Raw genomic sequence first — 2,133 nt, forward strand, 5'->3', positions numbered from 1 at the left:
GTCGTTTCTGGCCGATCACGCGACTGGCGCAGACGGTTTTTTGTGGGCCTTCGTCGTGCTGGGCACCTTGGGCATCTGCTCGGGTCTGTGGTTGCTTGCATCGCATGGCATCGGGCCGCACAAGGTCTCGCGGGAAAGCCCTACAGTCCAGCCGCCGCAACGCGTATGATGGCGTCCCTTTCGTGGACCCTGAGCCGGAGCATTGGTGAGCATCAAGAGCGATCGTTGGATCCGCCGCATGGCGGAAAAGCACGGCATGATCGAACCGTTCGAGCCGGGCCAGGTGCGGGTCAACGCCTCGGGCGGCAAGCTGATTTCCTACGGCACTTCCAGTTACGGCTACGACGTGCGTTGCGCCGACGAGTTCAAGGTGTTCACCAACATCAATTCGACGATCGTCGACCCCAAGCATTTCGATGCGCGCAGCTTCGTCGACGTCAAGGCGGCCGAGTGCATCATCCCGCCGAATTCGTTCGCGCTCGCGCGCACGGTGGAGTACTTCCGCATCCCGCGCAGCGTGCTGACCGTGTGCCTGGGCAAAAGCACATACGCGCGCTGCGGCATCATCGTCAACGTGACCCCGCTCGAGCCGGAGTGGGAGGGCCACGTCACCCTCGAGTTTTCCAACACGACGCCGCTGCCGGCGCGCATCTACGCCAACGAAGGCGTGGCGCAGATGCTGTTCTTCGAATCCGACGAGGTTTGTGAGGTAAGCTATGCCGATCGCGGCGGCAAATACCAGGGTCAGCGCGGGGTCACCTTGCCGCAGGCATGATTTGGACAGATCGAAGTCAGGCGCGTCCGCCACCATCGGAGCCTGACCCAATGAATTCGAGGCAAGCAGGACACATGCACAACATCACTTTCGCTCGCCGTTTCCAGCTCGTGCTGCTCGCGTTGTCGCTGGCCGCGCTCGCCGCCTGCGGGCGCGACAACATCAAGGAAGGCACCTCGGAGCCGACCGTTTCGCCGCAGCAGTACGACCTCGTCGTGCGCGCGGACAAGGATGGCCAGTTCGACCTCGAAGGCGCCACGCTCGACACGCAGACGCTGCGCGACCACATCCGCTACCGCAACGACACCGGCTCGCCGGTGCACACGATCCTGCTCAAGCGCGGCGAAAAGCAGAAGGTCACCAACCAGCAGGTCGCGGGCCTGGCCGGCATCGCGCGTGATCTCAAGGCCGAGGCCTACGTACTCGACAACGACGACCGGCTCAAGGTCATCCAGATTGCCGACGACAAGAAATAACAAGTGCGAGCGATTTGCGTTGCAAATCGCTCCGGTACCAAGGATGTACCGGCGAATCAGACGTTTCGGGTTTGATTCGGCAAACGAGGCGCGGCTGTGCCGCGACCGTTTGCTTGCAAACCGCGGCAGGATGCCCGGTTTTGCAATAAATTATTTCCACGGGAGAAAACCATGCGTCGCACACTCACAATTTTGACCACCGCGCTCGGTCTGGTCGCCGCCGGAACGGGTTTCGCCCGCGATATCGAAGATGGCAGGCTGATCATCAAGATCACCAAGGATGGCAAGTACCAGGTCGGCGATGCAGTGACCGTGGACAAGGTCGGCATGTACGGCGCGGTCGGCAGCTTCTATCAGGAAGGCGTCGACAAGAACAAGCCGCTCAAGGGCATCATCGTGAAGAAGGCCGAAAAGGCCAACGACGAGCAGAAGCACATGATCTACGTCACCGGCAAACGCATGTCGCTGCCGGTCTACCTCGACATGGACGGGCATGAGCAGGTCTACAGCGAACCGGAGCCCGCTCCCGCAGCGGCCCCGGCAGCAGCCCCCGCCGCCGCACCTGCGGCCGACGCGCAGGCAGCTCCGGCCCCCGATCCGAACAAGCACTGAGGCTTCGCGTTCAAGCGATTCCCGGACAGCGCCCGCATGGGCGCTGTTTGTTTTTGGGCCAGTCGCCGACGTGTTGCAATTCCGGAGCGACGGCCGCGTCCTCGCGCCGTCCGCCCGGCTTCCGCTAACATCGAGGGCAGAACAGAACGCGGAAGCGGTCCGGACATTGGCAGCTTCCATTGCGCGGGCTTGCGGCGGAGCGGGGAGGTGGCGAAGTCTTGGAATCGGCGGATTCGGTCTTCCGGCACTCGGTGCGTGGCGGCGTTGTCG

At 62.9% G+C, this 2,133-nt stretch carries 3 protein-coding genes; all 3 read left to right on the plus strand.

What is annotated here, in order from left to right:
• Positions 1-205 precede the first annotated feature (205 nt).
• A complete protein-coding gene (gene dcd / locus VF497_RS17420; RefSeq protein ID WP_330891124.1) occupies positions 206-775 on the plus strand; it encodes a dCTP deaminase in 570 nt (189 codons plus the stop codon).
• Between the two features lie 74 nt (positions 776-849).
• Complete coding sequence (locus VF497_RS17425) at positions 850-1,251, plus strand: hypothetical protein (protein WP_330891126.1); 402 nt, start codon at positions 850-852, stop codon at positions 1,249-1,251.
• 171 nt (positions 1,252-1,422) lie between these two features.
• Entirely contained in the window at positions 1,423-1,863 is a 441-nt protein-coding gene (locus VF497_RS17430) for a hypothetical protein (protein WP_330891127.1), read from the plus strand.
• Positions 1,864-2,133 lie beyond the last annotated feature (270 nt).

The sequence above is a fragment of the Rudaea sp. genome, from assembly GCF_036383415.1.
Classification (GTDB): Bacteria; Pseudomonadota; Gammaproteobacteria; order Xanthomonadales; family Rhodanobacteraceae; genus Rudaea.